We start from the raw sequence: 20,184 nt of genomic DNA, 5'->3' as shown, positions 1-20,184 counted from the left end.
CAACGGTGTCTGCAAATCGAGGTCTGGAGACAGAGAAATCCCCACCGGCCACGGGGGGAGCCGGTGGGGACCTGTCTTCAAGTGTGCCACGCGGACCGGCGGCGTACAACTGGCGGGACGGTCGACCGGTGCCGGGTCGTTGGACCCTAGAGACGTGAGCGGACCTCCGGTCAGCCGCCGTGACCGGCGATGGTCACGCTGGCGAGCGTCTGCTCCAGCGTCGGCTGGACGTCCGCGCTTTCGCGGACCCGATAGCCGATCAATACCGGGATGCCGTGGATCTCCAGGCCGACGGCGACGACGTCGTACGCCTCGCCGTCTCGTCGATTGGTCCGAAGCACCAGTCGGCGCGCGGGTCGGCCGTCCACGACGTACGGTTCGTCGAGCGTTGTCGTCACGCTCGTCAGCGCGTCGGCAAGCGTGGCCGCGAACGCGTCGATCCGTTGTCCTGCGCCATACCGTACGAAAAATGTGCCGGCCTGGCCGGGGAGATGCCGGAAAACCGCCTGCCATTCCGCGCCAACGAAACGATCCTCCGGCCACTGCGGCTCAGCGGCGAAGGAGAGCCCCAGCTCCTCGATGACGTGTCGGTTCATCGCGGGATGCCAAGGTCGGACTCGAGCCGCACACGGTCGGCCGGGTCGGTCACTTTCTTTTCCACCAACTCGCGCCATTCACGGTTTCGGTTGATCTCCTGCCGCTCCTCCGCGGTGAGACCGGCGGCCAGACGCAGCACGTTCGTCCTGAGCGCGGGAAAGCTTCCGCCGTCCCATTCGGCGACGACTTTCTGCAGGTCGTCGAGGTTTTTGGAGAGGATCAGGTTGATGCCGTCCGGCCACACGTACCGGTCGACGGCTTCCCGAAATCCGTTGACGTTGTTGTCATAGTCCGGTTTCACGTACGGATAGGTCGCGTACAGTTTCTCGAAGATCGCGCGAGCGCGCGGCGATTTCGGTCCTGGCGCGGACATGTTCGGATCGACCTCGGTCGACAGGCAGTTTCCCGACGCGTTCTGGCAGGTCGCCTGGTCGGGTGGACCGAAGATGCCTTCCATCCAGTAGGCGCGAAACTCCGACTTGTAATGGTCGAGGTTGGTCGAATCGGCGCGATGGACGGTCGCGTCGAGCGCGTGGACCGCTTCGTGAACGGCAAATTTGATCACGTCGTCGTCGGCGATCTTCGCGTTGGCCGCGACGTCGAACGTACGCTCGACCCACATGACACCATGCAGCTCGGACGGTGTGGCGCCCCTGGTGCTGGCGCCGGACACGAAACTGTTGACGGTGTCGTTCAGGTCTCCGTACGTGACGCCGTGGAAGAAGCCGGTCTGCGACGGATCGCCGGCGGCCTTGTTCGCGACGTACGCTCGCGAGTCGTGGCGCGGTGTCTGCGGCTCGAGCTTGATGGTCCCCTGTGCGATCGCGGTCGCCACACGCGCCGCGTGTCCGCCGCGGTTTCGCAGCAAGGTGAGGAATGCGCCGCGAAAGAACGCCTGGTCCTCGCGCGCGCTCGCCAGTGCCTGGGCCTTCGTGAACGGCGTCCCGGGGCTGGCCGTCACGGTCAGGCGCCGCGTGGCCAGCACGGTCGTGCGGTCGGTGTCGAGCAGTTCGGTCGAAATCGTCAGTGTGTCGGCGGCTGGCGCCGGCGTTGGTTGGAGGATCGACAGACGACTGAAGGTGCCGTCGTCGCGCGGTGGAAACGGTTTGGTGTCCGGTGCTCCGACGACGGTCGAGCCGCGTAATGCGGAGCTACGGACGAAAAGCGCCAGGCCGGTGTTGGCGCGGCCGCCCTGCAGCTCAGTGTTGACGCCGAGCTGCAAGGTGCCATCCAGATAACGTACGACGGATCCGTTGGTGACGTCCTTCAGACCTGCGCCGGCGTCGACCCTGGCGCGCATCGTCCACAACGTGGCGAATGTCGCCTTGTCCAGCTGTGCTTGGGTGCGCTGACTGATGATCGCGCGTATCTCGATCCGTTGTGCTTCGTCGGTGACGTGTGCGTTGACGAGCTGTTGCCAGTCGTTGGAGTCGTCGAACGCTTTCCGGTCGGTCGCGTCCAGACCGGCCGCCGCCGTACGGATCGCGTTGCGAAACCGGGAAAAGTCGGCGACCGGTGCCTTGAACGCGAAAAACGCCTCGCGCAGTCGCTGCAGCCGCGGCGAGTTGACGCGGTTCATGCCGTCCGGTTCGGCGTAGGTGTCGATGACGCCCCGAAGTCCACCGGTGTTCGCGTCGTACGCGGCGCGGATCGTTGGCTCTTCGGTGAGAATACGGTCGAAAATCGCACGCGCTCGCCGCGTACGCGGGCCGCGGCTGTCCAGCGTCAGGTCGACGGCGTTGCTGAGAGCGTTGAATGGCGGCACGTCGAAAAGGCCGTTGAAGCGTGCCCGGTAGAGGTCGACCGACACTGGCTGTCCGGGATGGGTGGCCTTCGTGTGCGCGACTTCGGAAACAGCGGCGGTGATCCGTGACTGGATGTCTGCCTGTGCCAGGGGATTGTCCACATTGGCGTGGTCGCGTGCACGTACGTACACCCACGTACGTTTGGGACTGACCTTGTGTGTCGTCTGCGCGTCGAGCGTTTGCGATCCGGTGTAATTGTTTTGTCCGGGAAAGAAATGAATGGCTGGCGCGCCGACCGGTGAATCGTGTCGTGGTGTGAGCGCCGCCGGCACCCATTTCCGCTGTGTCATGAACTGCACGGCATTGCGCTGCTCGGCCGCCGCCGACGTACGCATCGCCGCGATTGCCGCGTCGATGGCTCGCTTCGCCTCTTTGGCTCGGCTCAACGCCTCCGCCTGGTTGGCCGGCAGCCGTGGATCGGCCGAATTGGCGCGCTGAAGAAGCAACCGCTGTACGCGCTGGTTGCCGATGGTGCGCTGCAGGTGCTGGATCGTCGCCTGGCCCGGAGAAACCGCCGAATTGTGGTTGAGATCGGGCTCGACCGGGACGTGTCGGCGCGGCGGCGGAAGGTGATGTGGTGCTCGGTCCATCGCCATCCCTCTCCTCGGGGATGGCAGCCACGATCCTCCGTACGACCGGTCACCGGCAAGGCCGGAGGATGAGATTTCGCAGGCAACTGCCGTTACCCGAAAGTGCAGCGCTCAGTTGTCCTCCGTGGAGACGACGTACGTTCGCCCGAGCGGCGAGGTCCAGGCGTACGTCACTTGCGTGACGTCCCAGCCGTGGTGCGTTTTGGCTTCATGGTGATACTTACAGAGGGGCTTGAGATTGTCGGCCGAGGTCGGGCCGTCCGGGAAGGGCACGGTGTGGTCGGGCTCGCAGCTCCTGGCTGGCCGGTTGCAGCACGGGAAGATGCAGGTGGGAGCGTTGGCTCGGACGTAGTCGGCGAGCGCGGTGTCTGGCTTGTATTTGAGCCGGCCGTAGTCCAGGACGGTGTCGGTGGGGCCGTCGGTCCAGAGCCGGAACCATTCGCTGCCGGGCCGCATGCCCGGCTCACGCGCGTGCTTGGCGGTGATCGGCCCGTGGCCGACTATCTGGCCAGGCTCGTTGTCCAGGCCCATCATGGTCGTGGCGTTTACCTTGACGTCGAGCCGAATTTTGACGTTGCTGGGGTCGCCGAGGATGCGGTCAGCGAGCACGTCGGCGATGAGCTGGTAGATCGCCTCGGTCTTTTCTGCCGGCAGCAACGCGCTGAGCCAGGCCATGCCGTCGTCGGCGTCGATGATCTCGGTTTGCTCGATCATTGTCCGCGCCTTGGCGATGTCGATGATGCCGGCGCACAGCGCCGCGAGCGTGCGGGGGAGAGTGGTGGTCAGATGCTCACGCGGCCCTGGTGGTCCATTTCAACGCTGAGGCGACCTCGGCGGCCGCGTACCGCCGCGCCAACGGATCGTACTGGGTGATGAACCGCCCCATCGACGCCAACTGCATCCCCTGCATCGCCGCGATCAACCGATTGGTCACCTCCATCACGGCAAGACATTCATACCGATCCGCAGCCGAAAGATCCAACCCCTGCAAAACCCGAACCGTCTCCGCATCCGGCGCCGCATCCACAAAATCCAACGCGAACAACGGATCCCCGATAACCCATGCCACCATCAAACTCCACAGTCCGACATTATGAGCCGCAACTTCCCATAAAACACAAGAAAGGCGGCTGTTTTTCGCCCCAACCACCTCCTCACCGCACGCTATGGCGCCCCAACCACCCTCCCCACCGCACAACACCTCCCAAGGCGCCAGACACCGCTCCGCACACCCGGCGCACTCCTAAAACGCCGCGTCGCCGAACCGATACGCGAAACTCACCTGATCCAACCGATCCTTCAGGTCCTCCGGCAGCACCACCTCACCCGCCGCAACCGTGTCCGTCAACTGGTCGGCCCTGCTGGCCCCGATAATGGCCGCCGTAACGGCAGGGTTGGCCAGCACCCAGGCAACCGCCAACGAGGTCACGGACAGATCGGCCTCCGCAGCCAACGTACGGATTTCCTCAACAGTGGCCAAGATGTCGTCGTGCCAGTAACGACTCCGATAAATCTCACGTACGGCGTCGACGGTGAAACGCGTGCCGCTGGCCGGCGTGCCGTTGCGGTGCTTGCCGGTGAGCATCCCACCGGCCAGCGGGTTGTATGGAAGCACGGCAAGTCCCTCTTCCTGGCACATCGGCAGGAGGTCTCGCTCGAACTGCCGGAAAAGCAGGTTGTAGCGCGGTTGTACGCTCACGAACGACACCAAGCCGCGCGCCTCGCTGCGGCCAAGCGCTCTGGCGACCTGGTGAGCGGCGAAGTTCGAGCAACCCACATAGCGCACTTTCCCTGACCGCACGAGATCGTCGAGCGCGGCAAGGGTCTGGTCGATCGGTGTGTCCGGATCGGGGCCATGCAGCTGGTAAAGATCGATGTAGTCCGTCCGCAGCCGGCGCAGCGAGCCTTCGACGGCGGCGAGGATGTGCTTACGCGAGTTGCCGCGTTGCCACGGCAGCGGTCCCATCGCGTGTGAGCATTTGCTGGCCAGGATGAACTGGTCGCGCCGTTTCTCCAGCCAGCGGCCGACGATTTCCTCGGTCCTGCCGACCGAGTCGAGCTGGCCACCCATCGGATAGACGTCCGCGGTGTCCAGGAAGGTGATCCCGGCCTCGGCTGCGCGGTCCATGATGGCGACCGCGGCCGGTTCGTCGCACTGTAGGCCGAATGTCATCGTTCCCAGGCAAAGCCGCGATACCTTCAGGCCGGTGCGTCCCAATCGAACGTGGTCCACGCGCGAGTCCTCTCGTGTCAGTCTTTTCGCTTCTGAGTCGACGCTCGACGCCGCCGTACGGCTGCAGAAGTCGCCGCGATCGCGGCAGTGGTCGCGTCGTACGTCCGCTGGGCAACCGCCAGGTAGAGCAGGTCGGCGACGAACATCTGCGCCTGCCGGCCGGCCAGGGCACCTGATCGAAACGTCGTGTCTCGTGCGGCGGTGGTCAGCGCGTGTTTGGCGGCGAGTGCTACTGGTGACCGGGGAAAGTTGCTGATCGCGACCGTGACAGCAGCGTTTTTGCCTGCCAGGGTAAGAATTTCCACCACGTCGCGAGTGTGACCGGAATGCGAGATGGCGATCGCCACATCATCGGGTCCCAGGAGAGCCGCACTTGCCAGCGCGTCGTGCGAGTCGGCCTGCGCGACTGCCGGCAGTCCGATCAGCTGAAACCGCCGTCCGAGGTCTCGTGCGACCGACCCGCTGCCGCTGACCCCGTAGATCTCGACCCGGCGCGCTCGGACGATCGCGTCCGCCACGGTTGCCACGGTGTCGAGGTCGAGGCTGGTGGCGGTGTCCTCCAAAGCGCGCACCTCGGAAGCAAGCAGGCCGGTGAGGACGTCAGACAATGAGTCGTCGGGCCGAATGTCGGTGCCTTGCGCCGCCTCCCAACCTCGGCCGCGGTTGAGTCCGGCCTCGTTGGCCAAAGCCACGCGCAGCTGCTGGTAGTTCTCCAACTCGAGTGAGCGACACAACCGCGTGACGGTGGTGAGGGACACCTCGGCGCGGCGCGCCAGCTCCTCGCTGGTGACCTGCGGAATGCCGTTCAGGTCCCGCAGGATCTGCTCGGCAACCCGCCGCTCCGAAGGCGGCAACGTCGGCATCGCGCCGACGATGCGCGCACTCAACCGCTCGTTAGACTCTAACCGATTCGGTGTCACAGATGTGAGTGTGTAACGTGTCCGACCCGTCTGTCAAACCGCGACGAGCCGCAGCGTCGCGATCAGGACCGGATATTCCGTCCATTGCCAGGATTCCGCGCCAGCTCCGCGGCGCCCACCGCGACCGCCCTTCGCCCCAACCGCGACCTCTCCACCTTCACCGCACCTCCCGACAGCAACCGCTGCCTTTCCAACACCTCAACGACGGCTGCCTCCATCAACCACCACGACCCCATCACTCCACCGCCGAGAAGCACCAGCTCAACCCCCAACAACCCAGCCGCATACGCCACACTCTGCCCCAAAACCCGTCCAGCGTCGGCAAAAACGCCGACAGGGTCACCGATCGCCGCCACCTCCTCAGCCGCCAGTCGCACCCCGGTCGCAGCCTCATGCCGCCGAGATATTGACTTCCCCGACACGTACGCCTCCAGGTGACCGCGCCGGCCACACGAACACGGCTCATCCCCGTAATTGCCCACATGACCAATCTCCCCAGCCCCGGTCGCACCACCGCCGCGCAGAATCCGACCGTCGACCAACAGCGCTCCACCAACGCCGGTCCCAATAATCACGCCGAGAGCATGCTCAACGCCGCCGATCTCCGCGACCTCGCCTCGCAAAAACGCGCGTGCGTCGTTTTCGGCGGCAACTGGTAGGCCAAGCCGGCCGGCGAGTCCTCCAGCGATGTCGGTCCCGATCCAGCCGGCAAAAGTGTTGCTGCTGGCGAGCACATGTCCGTCAGTGCTGATAACGCCAGCAGCTCCAACGCCGGCACCAACGAGGCGGCCCGCCGCTCCGGCCGACAGCTCCCGCACCAGCGCGGCCGCAGTCGCCAGAATGGCCGATCCGCCGGCGCGAGCCGCTGTCGGCGCCGTCGCCTCGGCGACGACGGAGCCAGCGGCGTCACACAGGAGTGCGAGAGTTTTGCTGCCACCGATGTCGATTCCGGCCCACAGCTCGGTCATGCCGCCGGAGTCGACTCGGCCAGCCGGCGCCGCCGGCGCTCGCGTTGCGCCGCCGGATCGGGCACTGGCGACGACAACAGCAGGGCACGCGTGTACGGATGCTCTGGTGACGACAGCACGTTCCCACCCGGCCCCTGCTCGACCAACTTTCCGGCCCGCAGCACCGCGACTCGGTCGCAGATCCGGTCGACGACCGCGAGATCGTGGCTGATGAACAGGCAGGCAAAGGAAAGTTCGTCATGCAGCTTGGCGAGCACATCCAGCACGGCAGCCTGCACGGACACGTCCAGCGCGCTCGTCGGTTCGTCCGCGATCAGCAGTCTCGGCCGCAGCACCAAGGCTCGAGCCAGGCTGACCCGCTGTCGTTGGCCACCGGACAGTTCGTGTCCATAGCGCCGCAACACCGACTCCGGCAGCTCGACCGCGTCGAGCAGCTCGCGTACGCGTCGCATTCGCTCGGCCTGGCTTTCGCTCGTATGGATGACAAGCGGTTCGGCGATGGTCCGCGCGACCGTCATCCGCGGGTCCAGCGAGGACGCCGGATCCTGAAACACCGCGCCGATCTGGCGTCGCAGTTCCCTGGCACGGCCGCGCAGCTGCCCACCAAACACCTCGACCGTGCCGGATGTCGGCCGCACCAGGCCGAGAACGCAGTTGCCGATCGTCGTCTTGCCTGACCCGGACTCGCCGATCAGGCCGAGGATCTCGCCGGGGCGTACGGCGAGCGACACGGCGTCGACGGCTCGCCGCGACCCGAATTCCACCACCACGTCGGAAAGACTGACCACCGGCTCACCGCTGGCAGGTTCGACAACCGGCCGATCGGCAGTCTCGCCGAGTCTCGGCACAGCGGACAACAACTGCCTGGTGTAGTCGGCCGCGGGTTCACCAAACAACGGCTCGGTCGCTGCCTCCTCCACGAGCTTTCCGTTACGCAGGACGACAACGCGATCGGCGATGTCGGCGACGACCCCCATGTTGTGCGTGATCAGCAGGATGCCGGTGCCCTCGGTCTCACGGATGTCCCGCAACAGGTCCAAAATCTGCTGTTGCACGGTGACGTCGAGCGCGGTCGTCGGCTCGTCGGCGATGATGAGCCGTGGACGAGCGGCGATGGCGATCGCGATCATGACTCGCTGCGCGAGTCCGCCGGACAGCTGGTGCGGATACTGCCGCAGCCGGTCGGCCGGCTCCGGCACTCCGACACGAGTGAGCAGCTCGACACATTGGTCGCGATAATGCCGGTGCCGCTTCGGCCGCGGATCGTGGTTACGAATCGCCTCGGCCAGCTGGAAACCGACGCGCAGCAACGGATTCAGCGCCCGCGTGGGCTCCTGAAAGATCATGCCGGCACCGTGACCACGCAGCCGTCGCAACGTGCCCAGACTCGCGCCGACCACCTTTTCGCCGGCCAACGTGATGTCGCCCCTGATCGTCGCCGACTCCGGCAGCAAGCCGAGACTCGCCAGCGCCGCCGTGCTCTTACCTGAGCCGGACTCGCCGACGAGCGCCACGATTTCGCCCTGACTAACGGAAAGCGACAGATCGTCGAGCGCGTCGACCGGACCGTACGACACCGACAGCCCGGAGATGTCGAGAATGGATTCCATGGTCATCGCCTGCCCTTGCCGGCGAACGCGTCGCGCAGGCCGTCTCCGACGAAGTTGACCGCGCACACCACCAGCACGATCGCGATGCCTGGCGGCAGGATCAGCCACCACGCGCCGTCGTAGGTGTAGGTGATTCCCTTGCTGAGCATGCCACCCCAGTCGGTCGTCGGCGGAGGCGCGCCAAGGCCGAGAAAACTCACGTATGTCACCAAAAGGATCGCGTCGGCGATCTGGAACGTCGCATTGACCAGGATCGTGCCGACGGCGTTGGGGATGAGGTGCCCAAACACGATCCGCGGCGGCCCGGCCCCCATCGCCTCGATGGCCTTGATGTAGTCGCGCTCTCGCAGGCTCACCGTCTCCGCGCGCATCAGCCGCGCCGGCACCAGCCAGGTGACGCATCCGATGAGTACGGCAAGGACGCCGACCGCCGGCGTGACCAGAGTGGCCGCGACGAGCAGCAGAAACAGCGCTGGGATCGCTACGCCGGTGTCGACGATCCGCATCAGAACGGTGTCGGCCCATCCGCCGAAATAGCCGGCGATCGCGCCCCAGACGGCACCGATCGCGGTGCCGAGCAGGCCGGCCAGCACGCCGATGATCAGCGACGTGCGGCCGGCGACCATCAGCCGTCCCAGCACGTCATAGCCGAGATCGTCGGTGCCGAGCCAGTGACTCGGCCGCGGCGAGAGGCGTGCCGACAGCAGGTCCGTGTGGACCTGGTCGGTGTGATGGATCAGCGGTCCGAGAAAACAGAAGAGCACGACCAGAAGCAGGATCGCCAGTCCGACGACCGCGCCGCGGCGCGTACGGAGGCGGGCGAGCACCGCCGTTGCCGGCAGCTCCGGCGTCAACGGGACAGGAGGCGTCACGGTCGTCATGCGGCCGCCCTCGCCGGCATGCGTACGCGCGGATCTATCAGCAACTGCGCCACATCCGCCAGCAACGCCCCGGTGACCGTGGCGATCGCGATCACCAGCACCACGCCAAGCAGGACCGGGAAGTCGGCATTACGAGCCGCCGTCCAGAACAGCAGACCGATGCCGGGATAGTTGAACATCGACTCCACCACCAGTGATCCGCTGAAAATGACCGGCACGTAATAGCCGAGCATCGCGACCACGCTGGTCAGCGAGTTCGGCCAGACATGTCGCCACAGAATGGCCCGCTCGGACGTCCCTCGCGCGCGAGCGCTGCGTACGTAGTCCTCCGCCAGGTTGTCCACTGTGGACGATCGCATGTATCGGCCGAGTACGGCCAAAGTCACACCGGTGCCGGCGACGATCGGCAGCACCAGCGAGGCCGGTTGCGAGAGCAGTGTGCCGATGTCCTCGCCCTGCGCGGCCTGCGCCGGAAAGACCGGCAGCAGTTGGGCGAAGACGATGATCAGCAGCAGAGAAAGGAAAAACACCGGTGTCGCGTAGAGAACGAAGCTCACGCCGGTGGCGGCGTGGTCGACCGCCTTGCCACGCCGTGTGGCCTGCCAGCTGCCGAGCGGCAGTGCGATCACCGTCGCGAGCAGCGTCGACGTGACGGTCAGCAGCAAGGTTTTCGGCAGCCGCTCGGCCAGAAGCGTGGTGACGTCCTCGTTCATCGTGTACGACGAACCCAGGTCGCCATGTAACAGCCGCAGCAGATAGTCCCAGTATTGAAGCGGAAGAGGCTTGTTGAATCCGTTCGCCTCGTTGAAGGCGGCGATCTGCTCGGCGGTGGCCTTGACGCCGAGTACGCCGCGAGCCGGTCCACCTGGCAGCAAGTGCAGCAGGATGAAGGTCACCACGGTGACCAGCAGGACGACGACGATGGCGAGAACGAGCCGCCTGGCGAGGTATCGCGTCATGATGTCACCTCGTCCAGAACCAGCGCTGTGGCTGCAGGCCGGCCAGCGGATCCTGGACCACGCCGTGCAGTGCGGAGTCGATCGCGGAGACCTGGTATGGCGGGTTGGGCATCCAGATCACCGGCAGCTGCTCGGCCAGGTGAGCGCTGTAGTCCACCATCGCGGTCCCGGAATCGCTACGGTTGGAGGCATTGATCAGATCGTCCGTGCGTTTGTCCGAGTACGAGCCGAAGTTCACGCTCGCGTTGGTGGCGAAGAGCTGCTCGCCGGAGGGGTTGGCCGGAAAATACCAGCTGCCCTGCGTGCCGAAATACGACAGCTGCCAGGCGCAGGAGGCGTCCGCCGGCTTGCAGGAGGTGCCTTTGCCCAGCACGGTGTTGAGTGGCTGGCCGTTGATCGTCATCTCGATGCCGACCTTGGAGAAGGAGGATTTCAACTCCTGCATGGTGTTGTCGGTCTCGTCCGATCCTGACTCGGTCAGCAACGTCATGGCAAACCGTGTCCCCGCCGCGACTCCGGCACCGCAGCTGGTCGCCGACCGGCAGACCAGGATGCCGTCGCTTCCGGCTTTCCAGCCGTGAGCGGCCAGCAGTTGCCGTGAACGGTTGAGATCGTACGGATAGGGATTGGTCCTCTGCCGGTCGGACAGATATTTCCTGTCATTGTCCTGCGGCACCGGTCCGTAATCCGGTTTGGCCGTGCCGCGCCAGATCACCGAGGTGATGGCCGGCTGGTTGACCGCGTGCTGGATCGCCTGCCGCACGTACAGCTGCGAGAAGACCTTTCCCATCGCCGGATTGTTGAAGTTGTACGGAATGTAGGTGATCGACCAGCCGTTCCACGGGCTGATCCGATAGCCCTGCTTCTCCAGCACCGTGCGCTGACCGAGGTTGGAGGTGGGGACATAGCCGTAGTCGAGTCCGCCGGAGCGCAACACGTTGTATTCGGCCGACGCGCTGGTGAACGTCACGAACGACACGCTGTCCAGATGTGCCCTGTCCGGCCCCGAATATCGGGGGTTGCGGGCCACGGTCACCGCGCCGGAGGAGGAGAAGCGCGACAGTGCGAACGGACCGTCGACGACCTTCCACAGTGGATCGGTCGCATAGCCGCCGAGGTTTTTCGCGCGGCTGGCCAGATACGTGAAGATCTGCTTGGCGCCGGCAGCCGTACGGTCGGCGTCGCCGATTGGCGTGCCGGGACCGGTGCGGCTCCAGGCGGAGTGCGGAAGCGGCGTGATCAGCGTCAGCTGGTTGGCCGTGAACCAGTCGGGGTTGTACGTCTTGTCCAGCGTCAGCGTGAAAGTGCGGTCGTCGACGGCGTGAAAGCCGACGATGTCGTCCGGCATCAGGCCTTCGGTGTATGCTGCCCACTCGCTCTTGTTGGCACGCACCAGGTTCAGCCAGAACTCCACATCCCGCGTGCTGAGTCGCTGTCCGTTGGACCAGGTCAGCGGGCGCAGCGTGATCGTCACCGTGCGGCTGTCGGCGGAGTATTTCGGTGGCAGCGCGGCACTTGCCAGCGGATCCATGGTGACCGAGCCGGAGGTGCCGTCATAGGCGTACAGCGGCACGAACAGCATGGACTGGATGGCTCCGTTGTAGCTCGCGGTGTAACCCGGTAACGCGAGCGGCAGGATCCAGTTTGGCTGCGCCGACGGCGGCAGCGCGAAGGACACCGTGCCGCCAGGGATCGGCTGGCCGCTGCCGCCACCGTGTTGACGCCGCGTGCCGGCACAGGCGGTCAGTGCCAGACAGATCGCCAGCAAAGCCGCGACCCAGCCGCGTGGAATGGTCCTCATGTGCTCACTTCCAACAAAAGTGATTGAAGATCTGACCGGCGGCTTCGTGATAACCTGCGTGCCGCGGGTTGGCTGAGATTGAATCACTCGAACGGGCCGCGGCCAAGAGGACAGCACTTAGATCATGGCTGGATTAACATGTTAGACGCGGCGGCGATCCGGCTGCTCTGGTTGGTCGCGAGCGGACAGGCGCGGTCGCGGATCGAGCTCACCCGGCTGCTCGACCTGCCGCAGTCGACGATTTCGGTGCGGATCCAGGCACTTATCGCGGCCGGCATGCTGACCGAGTCCGGCCAGGGCCGGTCCAGCGGTGGCCGGCGGCCGCGGCTGCTGCGCGTCAACGCCGACTATGGCCACGTGTGGACGGCCGACCTGGGGTCGCGGCACGTACGCATCGGCGTGCTCGACATCGCCGGCCGCATCCTGCACGTGGAGGAGCGGCCGCTGGACATCGACGGTGACCCGAGCGCGGTGCTGGCCGAGCTCGCCGGCGAGATTCGTGAGCTGGCAAGGCAAACGCGCGCACCGGGTGAGTGGCTCGGGGTCGCCGTCGGCCTGCCGGGTCCGGTGGATGTCGCTGACGGTTCGGTGCCATGGGGATCGCGGATGCCGAAATGGCGCGGGTTCAAAGCGCGGGCGGCGCTTTCCGATCATCTCGACGTGCCGGTCGCGGTCGACAACGACGCGAATCTGATGGCGCTGGGGGAGTCGCGGCTGCAGCCGCCTGGCGACACGCTGGTGGTGGTCAAGGCCGGCACTGGAATCGGCTCCGGCCTGGTGATCGAGGGGCGACTGCACCGCGGCCGCGCCGGCGTCGCCGGCGACATCAGCCACGTACGGGTGCCGGCCGGCGCCGACAAACCGTGCAGCTGCGGCAATCACGGCTGCCTGGAGACCGTCGCGAGTGGTGCCGCCCTGGTCGCCGGCCTGCGCGCGCAGGGCATGGACCTGGCCGACACGGCGGCGGTGATGGCGGCCGCGGAAGGGGGCGAGCCGGCGGTGACGACGGCCGTACGCCGCGCCGGCCTGCAGGTCGGCGGCATCCTGTCGGCAGTCGTCAACTTCGCCAATCCGGACGCGGTTCTGCTCGGCGGCGTGCTGTCCGGCTCGGAGGCGTTCGTGGCGGCCGTACGCGGCGCGTTGTACGAAAGGTGCCTGCCGCTGGCCACTCGCGCGTTGCGAATCGACCGCGTACGCGCGGGTGCCGACGCCGGCCTGGTCGGCGCCGGCGTGCTGGCGCTGGAAGAGGCGTTCAGCCGCACCGGTCAAAGTGGGAAGGTCGCGCGTTGAGGATCGGCATCGCTGGCATCGCGATCGAGTCGAGCACGTTTTCGCCGCACCGCACGACGATCGCCGACTTCCGGGTCACCCGTGGCGCCGATCTGCTTGCCAGATATGGCTTTCTCGGTGGTGACCTGGTCGACGGCGTGGAGTGGCTGCCGCTGCTGCATGCGGTGTCGCTGCCGGGGGGACCGGTGACGGCGCAGACGTACGCGGAGCTGTCCGACGAGATTTTCCTGCGACTGCGCGAAGCCGGCCCGCTCGACGGCCTGTTCGTCGACATCCACGGCGCGATGAGCGTGCTCGGCCGGACCGATGCCGAGGCGGACCTGATCGATGGCATCCGTGCGATCGTCGGCCCTGAGGTGCTGGTGTCGGCGTCGATGGACCTGCACGGCAACGTGTCGCGGCGGCTGGCCGCCGCGGTCGACCTGATCACCTGCTATCGCAAGGCGCCGCACACCGACGCCTGGGACACGCGTGAGCGCGCGATGCGCAACCTGGTCGCTCGGCTGCGATCCGGTGGCCGTCCCGGCAAAGCGTGGATCCAGGTGCCGGTTTTGTTGCCTGGTGAGAAAACGAGTACGCGGATCGAGCCGGCCGCCAGCATCTACGCCAAAGTCGACGAGGTCGAGGCCACCGACGGCGTGCTCGACGCGGCCATCTGGGTCGGCTACGCGTGGGCCGACGAGCCGCGCTGCCAAGCCGCGGTCGTGGTGACTGGCGACGATCGCGCGGTGATCGCGGCAAAGGCGGAGGAGCTGGCCCGAGCGTACTGGGATGCGCGCCGCGATTTCGCTTTCGTGGCACCGACCGGCACGTTGCAGGAGTGCGTACGGCAGGCGATCGACAGCACGGCCAGGCCGTTTTTCATCAGCGATTCCGGCGACAATCCGACCGCCGGAGGCGCTGGCGACACGTCCTGGACGCTGGACGTTTTGCTGCGTACGCCGGACATCGTGGCCTCTGACCTGACGACGCTTTATGCGGCGATCGTCGATCCGGTCGCGGTTTCCGCCGCGGTCGCCGCCGGTGTCGACGCGGAAGTTTCCGTTGATCTCGGCGGACATGTCGACTCGGGACCGTGCGCTCCGGTGCTGGTCCAGGCACGCGTCGCCGCGATCGATCTCGGCGATCCGGTGGCCGGGGCGGCGGTCGTCCTGGTCGTCGGTGGACTGCACATCATCGTGACCTCGCGCCGCAAGCCGTACCATCTGGAGGAGGACTTCGTCGCCCTCGGCCTGCAGCCGCGCAAGGCCGACCTGGTGATCGTGAAGATCGGCTATCTGGAGCCCGAGCTCTACGACCTGGCCGCCGGCTGGCTGCTCGCCCTGACTCCCGGTGGGGTCGACCAGGATCTGCTGCGCCTCGGCCATCACCGGATCGTCCGGCCGATGTTTCCGTTCGACCCGGAGATGGCCGATCCGGTGCTCAGGCCAGAATTGTTGGCGTGACAAACCTGGAGTTGAGTGTCGACACGGTGGCCGGAGCCGTGGCGGCCTACAACATGGGAGCTGACCGCATCGAGCTCTGCGCTGCCGGCACGCTCGGCGGGCTGACACCGGGCGCCGGCCTGATCACCTATCTCGGGTTGAAGCTGCCCGAGCCCATCCTGCATGTGCTCGTGCGGCCCAGGGAAGGCGATTTCGTCTATTCGACCGGGGAGATCCTGGCCATGGCGGCGGACATCAGCGCCGCCACCCAGTTTGGTGGGGTCGGGGCCGTGTTCGGTGTGCTGACGCCAGACCTGAAGGTGGCGGCCGACGCGATGGCGGATCTGATCGAGGCGGCCAAAGGGGCCACGATCACCTTCAGCCGCGCCATCGACCTGTGCCCGGATCCGCTGGCCGCGGTGGAAACCCTGGCCGAGTTGGGCGTGCACCGGATCCTTACCTCCGGCGGGGCCGTACGCGTGGAGAACGGCATCCCGACTCTCAGGAAAATGGTGCGGGTGGCCGATGGCAGGCTGGACATCATGGCCTGCGGCGGCATCCGTGCGAACAACGTCCGCGCTGTCATCGAGGCGACCGGCGTACGCGACGTGCACGCGGCGCCACGCCGGCCGGCGCGTCGGCCCAGTCCATCCGTTGTGGACTTCGGCGCGGCACCGGAGTTCGACGCGGCCGCCGCCGAGGCGTTGGTGGAGGCTATCCGGGCCAGTCGGCTTTGAGCAGCGCATACTCCACATCGCCGGGTTCGTCGCCGGGGATCCCGTATGGCCAGGGCGGGTGGGAATGGCGAACGGGGGTCAGAGCGGCCTTTTCCATCACCCGCCGCGACGCCGTGTTCACCGCCATCGCTTCCGCGTAGACCCGGCGTACGCCCAGCTCGGTGAAACCCTAGTGGTGTGTTTCCGAAATGGCACGCCGGTTCCGGCATCCCGTTTCAGAAACCACTAGCGGATCAACGCGCGCGATCCCTCGGTGCCATAGCCCCTTGCCCCACGCGGACTTACGCAGCCGATAGCCCAGTTCGACGTCCGGATCGCTGTCAACTTCGACGAGGTTGTCGATGTCGTCGGCGGTGAGCCGGCGCAGGACAAGCCGCTCGGTCTCCAGGAAAACCTGCATAACGTTCGATTGTCACGGGCCGGTCGGCGACCGGGTAACCGAATTGGTTCCGGGTGGAGTCCGATCATCGCGCAGCAGTCTGGCCGCCGTCAGCGCACTCGTCGTCCCCAGCTGACGGTCGAGATCGAGGCCTGATCGGTCCGGACAAAGTCCAGGTCATCCAGTGCCACCTCGCGGCCGGCGCTGTCCAGCAGTGCGACGCGGACCGGCCGGTTGGTGCGGCGTGACCGCCGTACGCACGTCGGACCGGACGGCCGCGGCCGGTTTTCGTCACCCCACTGCTGAAGTGCGGCCAGCACCAGCCGTAGTTGCCGGCCGGTCGCGGTCAGGTGATAGCTCTCCCTGGTGCGGCTGCCGGGCTCCTGATAGCTGTGCTGCTCGACCAGCCCGGCGGCGGTGAGCGTCTTCAGCCGGGTGCTCAGCAAGTTTGGCGCGATGCCGAGCTTCGCGCGCAGGTCGGCGAACCGGTGTGTGCCGCCGAACAGTTCGCGGAGGATCAGAAACGTCCAGCGTTCGCCGACGACCTCCAGCGTTCGCTCGATCGAGCAGGCGGGGTGGTCGGTCGGCACGTCGGTAATTGTAACCACCTAGTTATTATTTTGCAATTCAGCGATTCACGGATACGAACACCGTTGCGGTGCAACGAAATCGCTTTTTCGGATATTTTCGGCGTACGTCTGGACCCGCGGCATTGAAGTGGTTTAACTTGGCAGCCAGCACGGCCGAGCGCGACCCTCGGCGCACCTCCTTCAGGGCCTGACCCCCGTACTGAAAGGAGCACCGCCATGCCCGCACGTCCCGTCAAGCTCGTGACAGCGGTCGCGATCCCGGTCCTGCTGGCCGGCAGCATGCTGGCCGCGCCACCGGCACTGGCCGCCACCCGGTCGGCGACCGGTGTCGTCCAACCGGCCGCCTCCGGCGGCGACCTGTCCAGCCCGGCGAAAAAGGAGATCGCCATGGAGCTGGTCTCCAGCGCGGAGAACTCCACGCTGGACTGGAAGTCGCAGTACGGCTACATCGAGGACATCGGCGACGGCCGCGGTTACACCGCCGGCATCATCGGTTTCTGCTCCGGCACCGGTGACATGCTGGAGCTGGTCGAGCGCTACACCAACGCCGTACCGGACAACCCGCTCGCCAAATACCTCCCGGCGCTGCGCAAGGTGAACGGCAGCGACTCGCACTCCGGCCTGGGCACGCCGTTTGTCAACGACTGGAAGAAGGCGGCCAAGCTGCAGTCGTTCAAGGACGCGCAGAACGGTGAGCGCGACCGCGTCTACTTCAACCCTGCGGTCAACCAGGCCAAAGCCGACGGCCTCGGCGCGCTCGGCCAGTTTGCCTACTACGACGCGATCGTCATGCACGGTCCCGGCAGCTCGCACGACAGCTTCGGCGGCATCCGTTCGGCGGCCATGAAGAAAGCCAAGACCCCGGCTCAAGGCGGCGACGAGAAGGCCTACATCAAGGCGTTCCTGAACGTACGCAAGAGCGTCATGAAAGAGGAGGAGGCGCACGCCGACACCTCTCGGGTGGACACCGAGCAGCTGAAGTTCCTCAACGAGAACAACCTGGACCTGCACACGCCGCTGGACTGGAAGGTCTACGGCGACCCGTATCACATCGGTTAGCCGGAAACCCGCGGGCCGGACGCTTCGGGGGCGTCCGGCCCGTCGGTCACTCGAACCGGAACGACCCGCTGATCGCGAGGTGGTCGCTGCCGTTGCCGGGCAGCGTGCCGGCGGCCACCGGCCGCAGGCCGCGGGTCAGCAGGTGATCCGGCCTGGTGATGGGAAAACCGGCCGGCCAGGTGAAGCCGAGGCCGCTGCCGGCAGCCTGCTGGCTGTCGGTCAGGCCGGCGAAAGCGGTCATTTGACGGTCGGTGCTCGCGGTGTTCAGGTCACCGACGACGAGCACGTGTTTTCCGCTCTCGTCGCGGATGAGTTCGGCGAGCTCGGCCAGGCCGCGGTTGCGCTGCACGGTGGCGTCGACTCGCGCCGACGGCAGGTGTACGGCGTAGATGACGACGTTGCCGTTTGGTGTGATGACCTCGGTACGAAACGCGCGAGCCCAGTCCAGGCCGAGCATCAGCGGTTTGCTCGGGCGCAACGGATATCGGCTCCACAGCCGCACGCTGCTGGAGCGATAGCGATACTGGTACGCGTTGGACAGCGCGTCGCAACCTGAGGCGCGGTCGGTCAGCTCCTGCACGGCGACCAGATCCGCCTTCTGCGCGGCCAAAGCCGTCATGGCGGTGCACGGATTCGCGTTGCTGGCGCCGATGTTCTGGCTGACGACCGACAACTGCGCGGCACCGCCAGGAGTTTTCGGCAGCATCGCCGGGCCGAAGAGCGCGGTCCAGGCGATGGCCGGCACCAACAATGCGACCAGGCCGGCGCGTACGCCGCCGACAAGTCCCAGGACCAGCAGGATCGGTATGAGCAGACCGATCCACGGCAGCACGCTCTCCACGACCGTGACCAGGCCGGCGACATCGGGGATCGCCTGGTGAGCGACCAGCACGAATGCCACTACCAGCGCGAAAAACCCCAGCGCGACATCGCGTACGCGCAGGCCGGTGCGAGGTTTGCGGACCATCGTGGCGGTCAATCCGGCAGCCCGCCTCTGGCGACCAGCTGTGCCGCGATGACGTTGCGCTGGATCTCGTTGGTCCCCTCGCCGACGATCATCAGCGGGGCGTCACGGAAATAGCGCTCCACGTCGAACTCGGTCGAATAGCCGTAGCCGCCGTGGACGCGCACGGCGTTGAGGGCGATCGTCATCGCGGTCTCGGAGGCGAAAAGCTTGGCCATGCCGGCCTCCAGATCGCTGCGGTCACCGCTGTCGTAACGCTCGGCCGCGTGCAGCACCAGCTGTCGCGCGGCGGTGAGGCTGGCCGCCATGTCGGCGAGGTAGTTGCCGATCGACTGGTGCCGCCAGATCGGCTTGCCGAAACTTTCCCGCTCCTGCGCGTATCGCAGCGCGTCCTCGAAGGCGGCGCGACCCACTCCGAGCGCGCGCGAGGCGACCTGGATCCGGCCGATCTCCAGGCCTTTCATCATCTGCGCGAACCCCTGCCCCTCGACCTTGCCGAGCAGAGCGGAGACCGGTGTGCGGTAGTCGGCAAAGGAAAGCTCGCAGCTCTCCACGCCCTTGTAACCAAGCTTTGGCAGGTCCCGTGACACGGTGAGGCCGTCGCCGTGCTCGACCAGCAGGATGCTGATGCCGCGATGCGCCGGACGTGCGCGTGGATCGGTCTTCGCCAGCAACGCGATCAGGCCGGAGCGGCGGGCGTTGGTGATCCAGGTTTTGGTGCCGTTGACCACGTATTCGTCGCCGTCGCGAGCCGCGGTGGTGGTCAGCGCCTGCAGGTCGGAGCCGCCACCTGGCTCGGTGAGCGCCATCGTCGCGCGTACCTCGCCGGTCGCCATCCGCGGCAGCCACTGTTGTTTCTGTGCGTCGGTGCCGAAAGTCATGATCAGCTTGGCGACGACGGTGTGGCCACCCATCGCTCCGGCCAGGCTCATCCAGCCGCGCGCCAGTTCCTCGGTGACCCGCACATAGCACGGCGTCGAGACGGCGACGTCGCCGTATGGCTCGGGGATCGCCAGTCCGAAGATCCCCAGCTGCTTCATCTTGGCGATGAGTTCTTCCGGATATTCGTTGGCGTGTTCCAGGTCGCGCGCGACCGGCCGCACCTCGCGGTCGACGAACTCGGCCACGACGGCGACGATCGCGCGTTCCTCGTCGCTGAGCGTGGCCATGCCGGCAATGGTAACGGCCGCCGTGCTCGATGCACGGCGGCCGGTGACGGACGGATGGGGCGACTGGCTGTCACCGCGCGCGGCGGTGGCGGCGGGCCCGGCGAGCGGCCGTGAGTACGTGCCGGCGCTCGGTCTCGGCGATCAGCTCGTGGCGGCGCTCGTTGGCCAGTGCGGTCAGCATCTCGGGGTGCAGGTACATCGTCTTCTC

At 66.5% G+C, this 20,184-nt stretch carries 20 protein-coding genes; 4 read left to right on the top strand and 16 right to left on the bottom strand.

What is annotated here, in order from left to right:
• Positions 1–170 precede the first annotated feature (170 nt).
• The 11 genes from GNX95_RS09295 to GNX95_RS09245 form a co-directional block, all read right to left on the bottom strand.
• The gene (locus tag GNX95_RS09295) at positions 171–596 is read right to left on the bottom strand and encodes a hypothetical protein (protein ID WP_163506705.1); all 426 of its coding nucleotides are present in this window, start codon (positions 594–596) and stop codon (positions 171–173) included.
• The gene (locus tag GNX95_RS09290; RefSeq protein WP_163506704.1) at positions 593–2,998 is read right to left on the bottom strand and encodes a hypothetical protein; all 2,406 of its coding nucleotides are present in this window, start codon (positions 2,996–2,998) and stop codon (positions 593–595) included. Before GNX95_RS09290 ends, GNX95_RS09295 begins: the two co-directional genes overlap by 4 nt.
• 105 nt (positions 2,999–3,103) lie before the next feature.
• Positions 3,104–3,706 carry an HNH endonuclease signature motif containing protein gene (locus tag GNX95_RS09285; protein ID WP_163506703.1) on the bottom strand — a complete coding sequence of 201 codons (603 nt, stop codon included), beginning with the start codon at positions 3,704–3,706 and terminating at the stop codon, positions 3,104–3,106.
• A 76-nt stretch (positions 3,707–3,782) separates the two neighbouring features.
• Entirely contained in the window at positions 3,783–4,142 is a 360-nt protein-coding gene (locus tag GNX95_RS09280) for a hypothetical protein (protein WP_163506702.1), read from the bottom strand.
• 93 nt (positions 4,143–4,235) lie between these two features.
• Positions 4,236–5,225, bottom strand: a complete 990-nt coding sequence (locus GNX95_RS09275; RefSeq protein ID WP_163506701.1) for an aldo/keto reductase — start codon at positions 5,223–5,225, stop codon at positions 4,236–4,238.
• Positions 5,226–5,242: 17 nt separating this feature from the next.
• The gene (locus GNX95_RS09270; RefSeq protein WP_163506700.1) at positions 5,243–6,088 is read right to left on the bottom strand and encodes a MurR/RpiR family transcriptional regulator; all 846 of its coding nucleotides are present in this window, start codon (positions 6,086–6,088) and stop codon (positions 5,243–5,245) included.
• Between the two features lie 119 nt (positions 6,089–6,207).
• On the bottom strand, positions 6,208–7,113 hold the full coding sequence (locus GNX95_RS44005) for an ROK family protein (protein WP_163506699.1): 906 nt from the start codon (positions 7,111–7,113) through the stop codon (positions 6,208–6,210).
• A complete protein-coding gene (locus GNX95_RS09260) occupies positions 7,110–8,723 on the bottom strand; it encodes a dipeptide ABC transporter ATP-binding protein (RefSeq protein ID WP_163506698.1) in 1,614 nt (537 codons plus the stop codon). The genes GNX95_RS44005 and GNX95_RS09260 overlap by 4 nt, the downstream gene beginning before the upstream one ends.
• Positions 8,724–8,725: 2 nt before the next feature.
• Positions 8,726–9,604, bottom strand: a complete 879-nt coding sequence (locus GNX95_RS09255; RefSeq protein ID WP_163506697.1) for an ABC transporter permease — start codon at positions 9,602–9,604, stop codon at positions 8,726–8,728.
• The gene (locus GNX95_RS09250) at positions 9,601–10,563 is read right to left on the bottom strand and encodes an ABC transporter permease (protein ID WP_163506696.1); all 963 of its coding nucleotides are present in this window, start codon (positions 10,561–10,563) and stop codon (positions 9,601–9,603) included. Before GNX95_RS09250 ends, GNX95_RS09255 begins: the two co-directional genes overlap by 4 nt.
• Positions 10,564–10,567: 4 nt before the next feature.
• Positions 10,568–12,364 carry a peptide ABC transporter substrate-binding protein gene (locus GNX95_RS09245; RefSeq protein ID WP_163506695.1) on the bottom strand — a complete coding sequence of 599 codons (1,797 nt, stop codon included), beginning with the start codon at positions 12,362–12,364 and terminating at the stop codon, positions 10,568–10,570.
• Positions 12,365–12,502: 138 nt separating this feature from the next.
• Here GNX95_RS09245 and GNX95_RS42450 point away from each other — a divergent pair, with 138 nt between their 5' ends.
• Genes GNX95_RS42450 through GNX95_RS09230 form a run of 3 tightly spaced genes read left to right on the top strand, consistent with a single transcriptional unit; the run spans position 12,503 to position 15,815 of the window.
• Positions 12,503–13,654, top strand: a complete 1,152-nt coding sequence (locus GNX95_RS42450; RefSeq protein WP_163506694.1) for an ROK family protein — start codon at positions 12,503–12,505, stop codon at positions 13,652–13,654.
• Positions 13,651–15,099, top strand: a complete 1,449-nt coding sequence (locus GNX95_RS09235; RefSeq protein ID WP_163506693.1) for a M81 family metallopeptidase — start codon at positions 13,651–13,653, stop codon at positions 15,097–15,099. Before GNX95_RS42450 ends, GNX95_RS09235 begins: the two co-directional genes overlap by 4 nt.
• A complete protein-coding gene (locus tag GNX95_RS09230) occupies positions 15,096–15,815 on the top strand; it encodes a copper homeostasis protein CutC (protein ID WP_163506692.1) in 720 nt (239 codons plus the stop codon). Before GNX95_RS09235 ends, GNX95_RS09230 begins: the two co-directional genes overlap by 4 nt.
• Positions 15,816–15,984: 169 nt before the next feature.
• On the opposite strand, the gene GNX95_RS42445 is transcribed toward GNX95_RS09230, so the two are convergent.
• Positions 15,985–16,215: a GNAT family N-acetyltransferase gene (locus GNX95_RS42445; RefSeq protein ID WP_222853473.1), complete on the bottom strand. Its 231-nt coding sequence runs from the start codon at positions 16,213–16,215 to the stop codon at positions 15,985–15,987.
• 89 nt (positions 16,216–16,304) lie between these two features.
• Positions 16,305–16,784 carry a winged helix-turn-helix transcriptional regulator gene (locus GNX95_RS09220; protein ID WP_246281553.1) on the bottom strand — a complete coding sequence of 160 codons (480 nt, stop codon included), beginning with the start codon at positions 16,782–16,784 and terminating at the stop codon, positions 16,305–16,307.
• A gap of 216 nt (positions 16,785–17,000) precedes the next feature.
• Here GNX95_RS09220 and GNX95_RS09215 point away from each other — a divergent pair, with 216 nt between their 5' ends.
• Positions 17,001–17,843 (top strand): chitosanase, encoded by an 843-nt coding sequence (locus tag GNX95_RS09215; protein WP_163506691.1) that lies wholly within the window; start codon positions 17,001–17,003, stop codon positions 17,841–17,843.
• Between the two features lie 46 nt (positions 17,844–17,889).
• Here the strand turns inward: GNX95_RS09215 and GNX95_RS09210 are convergent, their stop codons facing one another.
• The 3 genes from GNX95_RS09210 to GNX95_RS43790 all read right to left on the bottom strand — a co-directional run bounded on the left by GNX95_RS09210 (position 17,890) and on the right by GNX95_RS43790 (position 20,175).
• Positions 17,890–18,810, bottom strand: coding sequence for an endonuclease/exonuclease/phosphatase family protein (locus tag GNX95_RS09210; protein ID WP_163506690.1), 921 nt, complete (start codon positions 18,808–18,810; stop codon positions 17,890–17,892).
• Positions 18,811–18,818: 8 nt separating this feature from the next.
• Complete coding sequence (locus GNX95_RS09205; protein WP_163506689.1) at positions 18,819–19,976, bottom strand: acyl-CoA dehydrogenase family protein; 1,158 nt, start codon at positions 19,974–19,976, stop codon at positions 18,819–18,821.
• Positions 19,977–20,046: 70 nt separating this feature from the next.
• Positions 20,047–20,175 carry a hypothetical protein gene (locus GNX95_RS43790; RefSeq protein WP_281356886.1) on the bottom strand — a complete coding sequence of 43 codons (129 nt, stop codon included), beginning with the start codon at positions 20,173–20,175 and terminating at the stop codon, positions 20,047–20,049.
• Positions 20,176–20,184 lie beyond the last annotated feature (9 nt).

Source organism: Fodinicola acaciae (genome assembly GCF_010993745.1).
GTDB classification, from domain to species: domain Bacteria; phylum Actinomycetota; class Actinomycetes; order Mycobacteriales; family HKI-0501; genus Fodinicola; species Fodinicola acaciae.
The sequence above is the reverse complement of the archived record's forward strand: the minus strand, read 5'-3'. Positions and strand labels throughout refer to the sequence as shown.

What these genes read in the sequence shown, in the direction of transcription:
- GNX95_RS09295 (WP_163506705.1), bottom strand. Translation starts at nt 596, where the DNA reads ATGAACCGACACGTCATCGAGGAGCTGGGGCTCTCCTTCGCCGCTGAG.
- GNX95_RS09290 (WP_163506704.1), bottom strand. Translation starts at nt 2,998, where the DNA reads ATGGCGATGGACCGAGCACCACATCACCTTCCGCCGCCGCGCCGACAC.
- GNX95_RS09285 (WP_163506703.1), bottom strand. Translation starts at nt 3,706, where the DNA reads ATGATCGAGCAAACCGAGATCATCGACGCCGACGACGGCATGGCCTGG.
- GNX95_RS09270 (WP_163506700.1), bottom strand. Translation starts at nt 6,088, where the DNA reads ATGCCGACGTTGCCGCCTTCGGAGCGGCGGGTTGCCGAGCAGATCCTG.
- GNX95_RS44005 (WP_163506699.1), bottom strand. Translation starts at nt 7,113, where the DNA reads ATGACCGAGCTGTGGGCCGGAATCGACATCGGTGGCAGCAAAACTCTC.
- GNX95_RS09260 (WP_163506698.1), bottom strand. Translation starts at nt 8,723, where the DNA reads ATGGAATCCATTCTCGACATCTCCGGGCTGTCGGTGTCGTACGGTCCG.
- GNX95_RS09255 (WP_163506697.1), bottom strand. Translation starts at nt 9,604, where the DNA reads ATGACGACCGTGACGCCTCCTGTCCCGTTGACGCCGGAGCTGCCGGCA.
- GNX95_RS09250 (WP_163506696.1), bottom strand. Translation starts at nt 10,563, where the DNA reads ATGACGCGATACCTCGCCAGGCGGCTCGTTCTCGCCATCGTCGTCGTC.
- GNX95_RS09245 (WP_163506695.1), bottom strand. Translation starts at nt 12,364, where the DNA reads ATGAGGACCATTCCACGCGGCTGGGTCGCGGCTTTGCTGGCGATCTGT.
- GNX95_RS42450 (WP_163506694.1), top strand. Translation starts at nt 12,503, where the DNA reads ATGTTAGACGCGGCGGCGATCCGGCTGCTCTGGTTGGTCGCGAGCGGA.
- GNX95_RS42445 (WP_222853473.1), bottom strand. Translation starts at nt 16,215, where the DNA reads ATGCAGGTTTTCCTGGAGACCGAGCGGCTTGTCCTGCGCCGGCTCACC.
- GNX95_RS09215 (WP_163506691.1), top strand. Translation starts at nt 17,001, where the DNA reads ATGCCCGCACGTCCCGTCAAGCTCGTGACAGCGGTCGCGATCCCGGTC.
- GNX95_RS09210 (WP_163506690.1), bottom strand. Translation starts at nt 18,810, where the DNA reads ATGGTCCGCAAACCTCGCACCGGCCTGCGCGTACGCGATGTCGCGCTG.
- GNX95_RS09205 (WP_163506689.1), bottom strand. Translation starts at nt 19,976, where the DNA reads ATGGCCACGCTCAGCGACGAGGAACGCGCGATCGTCGCCGTCGTGGCC.
- GNX95_RS43790 (WP_281356886.1), bottom strand. Translation starts at nt 20,175, where the DNA reads ATGTACCTGCACCCCGAGATGCTGACCGCACTGGCCAACGAGCGCCGC.